Source organism: Intestinibacter sp., from assembly GCF_022780145.1.
Taxonomy (GTDB): Bacteria; Bacillota; Clostridia; order Peptostreptococcales; family Peptostreptococcaceae; genus Intestinibacter.
Genome location: NZ_JALEXO010000181.1, coordinates 1 through 4,656, shown reverse-complemented (window position 1 = coordinate 4,656; position 4,656 = coordinate 1). Strand labels below are relative to the sequence as shown.

Sequence of the window (4,656 nt, the reverse complement as noted above, 5' to 3'; positions counted from 1 at the left end):
AATAAGAGATTAAATTTATATGGACTAAATATTTCTAAAAAAAGTATAAAAGACGATACTTTGATTTTAGTCGAAGGATATATGGATTTAATTTCACTTTATCAAAATAATATAGAAAATGTAGTAGCTACTTTGGGAACAGCGCTTACAATAGGTCAAGCAAAGCTAATTAGGAGATTTGCAAAAAATGTTATTATATCTTATGATTCAGATCAAGCAGGGCAAAATGCTACTTTAAGAGCCATTGATATTTTACTTCAGGCTGATATTAAGGTAAAAATACTAAATTTAAAAGATTGTAAAGATCCAGATGATTTTATAAAAAAATATGGATTTGAGGGCTATAAAAAGGCAATAGATGAATCCGACTATTATATTAAATTTAAAATAGATATACTTAAAAATAAATATAATTTAGAAAATGACACTCAGAAGATGAGTTTTGTCGAAGAAGCGACTTTACTACTTAGAAAGCTCAAAAGTCCTATAGAAAAAGATTTATACGCTAAATATTTAAGTGATTTAACAAATATAAGTATAGAATCTATAAGGGCTAGTGTGGGAATTAAGTCAAAGAGAAATTATAATAATAATAAAAATAATATTAATAATAGGAAGATAGAACAAATGTCTAAAATCCAAAATGGATATTTAAAGGTAGAAGCTAAATTTATAAAATTATTGATGGAGAATAAAGAATTAAGAAACGCAGTATTAATGGATGTTGAAATAAAAGAATTTTTATTTGGAGATACGAAGGAAATTTTTAATTACATAATTAAAAATAAAGAATTGGACAAAATAACTATTGACAAAATTAAAAGTTTAAACATATCTGAAGAATATGTTAAAACTATCCAAAATATTCCAATAGAAGAAATTAATACTTACACTCTAGAAGGTACCAAAAAAATAATAAATCAAATTAGAAAAAATATAATAGATGACGAGATAAAATCGATGTCTGATGAAATAAAACAATTGTCAAATAAGCTTGAGTTATTGAAAAAAAACAATGACAATACGAAAGAGGTAGATGATAAAATTATGAGTTTAAGTTTAGAAATTTTAAAAAGAGAAAAAATAAAAAAAGATTTATAGAAAGGAGGAGATAAAATATGGCAACTAAAAAAGAAAACAAAAAATTAACGGCAAAGGCACTTATAGATAAAGGTAAAAAGCAAGGTTCTTTGACATTATCAGAGATAATGGAAGCTTTTTCAGAAACTGAATTAGATAAAGATCAAGTAGAAAATCTTTACGAAACACTTGGAAATCTAGGAATTGAAATAATTGAAGATAAATCACAAAAGGCAGATGTGGACTTTTCTGATGATGATACAGATTTAATGGCTGACGATCATTTTGATTCAGTATCTGATGACAACCTTAAAAAAGAAGACAATGTCGATATGGAAAAAATAGATTTATCTCTTCCTAAAGGTATAAGTATAGATGACCCAGTTAGAATGTATCTTAAAGAAATAGGTAAAATACCTCTACTTAAACCACATGAAGAGATAGAATACGCAAAGAGAATGCTAGAAGGAGACGAAGTAGCTAAACAGAGATTAGTAGAGGCTAACTTAAGATTAGTTGTAAGTATAGCTAAGAGATATGTCGGTAGAGGAATGCTATTTTTGGATTTAATTCAAGAGGGGAATCTTGGACTTATCAAGGCAGTTGAAAAATTCGACTACGAAAGAGGATTTAAATTCAGTACTTACGCTACTTGGTGGATAAGACAGGCTATAACTCGTGCTATAGCAGACCAAGCTAGAACTATAAGAATACCTGTTCATATGGTTGAGACTATAAATAAATTAATAAGAGTATCTAGACAATTACTTCAAGAGCTAGGACGTGATCCAAAACCAGAAGAGATTGCAAAGGAAATGGATATGTCTGTAGAAAAAGTAAGAGAAATAATGAAAATAGCACAGGACCCAGTTTCTCTAGAAACTCCAATCGGTGAAGAAGAGGATAGCCACTTAGGAGATTTTATACCAGATGAGGATGCTTTAGCTCCAGCAGAAGCAGCAGCTTATTCTCTACTTAAGGATCAAATAGAAGAGGTATTAGGATCTTTAAATGAAAGAGAACAAAAGGTATTAAAATTAAGATTTGGATTAGAAGACGGTAGAGCTAGAACTCTAGAAGAAGTAGGTAAAGAATTCGACGTAACTAGAGAGAGAATAAGACAAATAGAAGCGAAAGCATTGAGAAAGCTTAGACATCCAAGTCGTTCTAAAAAGTTAAGAGATTATCTAGATTAATTGAAATAAAAAATTCGCCCGAAAAGGCGAATTTTTAAATGAATAAAAATACATATTTTATAATAGAAAGGATGAAATATTTGAAGCTTACAGATAGACTGTTAAAGATTGCATCATTAGTAGACAAGGATAAAAAAATAGCAGATATAGGAACTGACCACGGTTATATACCGGTGTATCTTTTAAATAAAAATATAATAAATTACGCTATTTTAGGCGACATAAATAAAGGACCTCTAGAAAATGCTAAAAAAGAAGTAGTTAGAAATAATTTATTAGATAAAGTAGATTTGAGATTAGGTTCAGGTATAGAAGTGTTAAAGCCAAATGAAGTAGATCAAATTATAATAGCTGGTATGGGAGGCGTTTTAATAAACGATATATTAAAGGCAAATGAGCCCGTCGCTCATAGCGCAGAAAAATTAATACTTCAACCTATGCAAAGTCCAGAGGAGCTTAGAAGGTTTTTATACCAAAATGGATATGAAATAATAGACGAATATTTAGTTAGAGAAGAGCATAGATTGTACGAAATAATAGTCTGTAGATATCAAAATTTAGCACCAGCTGATATAGATTCTATTTACTATGAAGTCGGTAAAAAATTAATAGAAAAAAATGATCCTCTAATTAAAGATTTCATAGAAAATAAAATAAGAATAAATAAAAACATATTAAATAAACTAGAAGGAAAAGAAGGGGCGGCAATAGAAGAGAGAAAATCTATTGTAAGTAAAAAAATTGAAGATTTAAATAGATTATTAATCAAATAGGGGGCGTTTTATATGAAGCTTTGTAATTTAATACAAAAGATAGAGAGCAAATACCCTACTAATTTGGCTTATTCGTGGGACAACGTCGGATTATTAGTAGGAGATTACGAAAAAGAAATAAAAAAAATACTAGTTACACTAGAGGCAAATGAAGCGGTAGTAGATGAAGCCATAAAAAATAAGGTAGACTTAGTAATAACTCATCACCCTTTTATATTTTCAAAAATAAGTAGAGTTAATTCAGGCGATTTAAAGGGAAGACTTATTTTAAAATTGATAAAAAATGACATAAGTCTTTATTCTATGCATACAAACTTCGATATAGCAAAGGATGGCTTAAACGACTATTTCATGGAAATTATGGGATTTAAAAACTGCGAGATTTTAGAAGAGACTCACAGCGAAAAATTATATAAATTAGCCGTATACGTTCCGGTTGGTTATGAAGACAAGATAAGAGAGGTTTTAGGAGCAAATAATGCCGGCTATATAGGAAATTACAGCCATTGTACGTTTAACACAAAAGGAAAAGGCACATTCAAAGCAGAAGAAGGTACAAATCCGTTTATAGGAGAAATTGGTTACATAGAAAAGGCCGATGAAGTCAAAATAGAGACAGTTGTACAAGAGAGTATATTAAACAAAGTTGTACAAGAGGTAATAAAAGCACATCCATATGAAGAGGTGGCTTACGATGTATATGAATTACAAAATCAAGGACAAAAGGAAGGCTTGGGAAGAATAAGTACTCTAGATAAGGAAATGACTTTAGAAGAGTTAGCAAATAAAATTAAATCTACTTTAAATATGGATAAAATAAGATTAGTAGGAAACTTGGACAGCAAAATAAATAGAGTAGCTCTTTGTACAGGCGCTGGATCTGATTTAGTCAAATTATCTAAAGCAAAAGGTGCAGACGTTTTAATAACAGGAGATATGAAATACCATGAAGCACAAGATGCACTAGATATGGGAATGAATGTGATAGATTGCGGTCATTTTGATACAGAGGATATATTCAAAGATGTCATGAAGAGATTTATAGACAGCTTTGAAGAATTTGAAACTATAAAGAGCGAAGTATACTTAAATCCATTTAAGATAATTTAGAAAAATTTAGACAATTAAAAAAATTAAATAAAAAAATAAAAAAATTAGTTGACAAAAATTAGTAAAGAGAATATTATATAAATATAAGATAACTTAAATCCTTTGATGAGGGAGAGTAATTAAGTTTAGGTTCAATATAGAGAGTCGAGGACGGTGGAAGCTTGACAAGAAGGAATTTAATGAATGGGCCTCTGAGGAGTAAATTGAAATCATATTTTGAGAGTAGACTTTACCGTGATCGCACGTTATAGCGAAAGAGTATGTTAGTACTTTAATGAGAGGTATATATTTATATATACAATCTAGGTGGCAACGCGGATAAACTCCGTCCTATACAAATAGGACGGAGTTTTTTATTTAAAAAAAAGTTTTATACGAACTTTCAAAATGTATTTAAAAATTTATACCGAGTATTAAAATATAAGAGGAGGGAGGTGTAAAAGATGTTATGAACTCCATTTAAAGGATTTGAAAAGAAAGAATATTACAAAAACAGA

At 29.4% G+C, this 4,656-nt stretch carries 4 protein-coding genes and 1 other annotated feature; all 4 genes read left to right on the top strand.

Annotation, left to right across the window (positions count from 1 at the left end; translation table 11 throughout):
- On the top strand, window positions 1-1,101 hold a 1,101-nt coding region (locus MR593_RS07245; protein ID WP_290691391.1), incomplete at its 5' end, for a toprim domain-containing protein.
- A 17-nt stretch (window positions 1,102-1,118) separates the two neighbouring features.
- On the top strand, window positions 1,119-2,276 hold the full coding sequence (gene rpoD / locus MR593_RS07240; protein WP_290691389.1) for an RNA polymerase sigma factor RpoD: 1,158 nt from the start codon (window positions 1,119-1,121) through the stop codon (window positions 2,274-2,276).
- Between the two features lie 38 nt (window positions 2,277-2,314).
- A complete protein-coding gene (locus MR593_RS07235; protein ID WP_290691386.1) occupies window positions 2,315-3,049 on the top strand; it encodes a tRNA (adenine(22)-N(1))-methyltransferase in 735 nt (244 codons plus the stop codon).
- 12 nt (window positions 3,050-3,061) lie between these two features.
- Window positions 3,062-4,159 (top strand): Nif3-like dinuclear metal center hexameric protein, encoded by a 1,098-nt coding sequence (locus tag MR593_RS07230; protein WP_290691383.1) that lies wholly within the window; start codon window positions 3,062-3,064, stop codon window positions 4,157-4,159.
- 93 nt (window positions 4,160-4,252) lie between these two features.
- Window positions 4,253-4,495, top strand: a binding site (T-box leader).
- The last annotated feature ends 161 nt before the right edge of the window (window positions 4,496-4,656 follow it).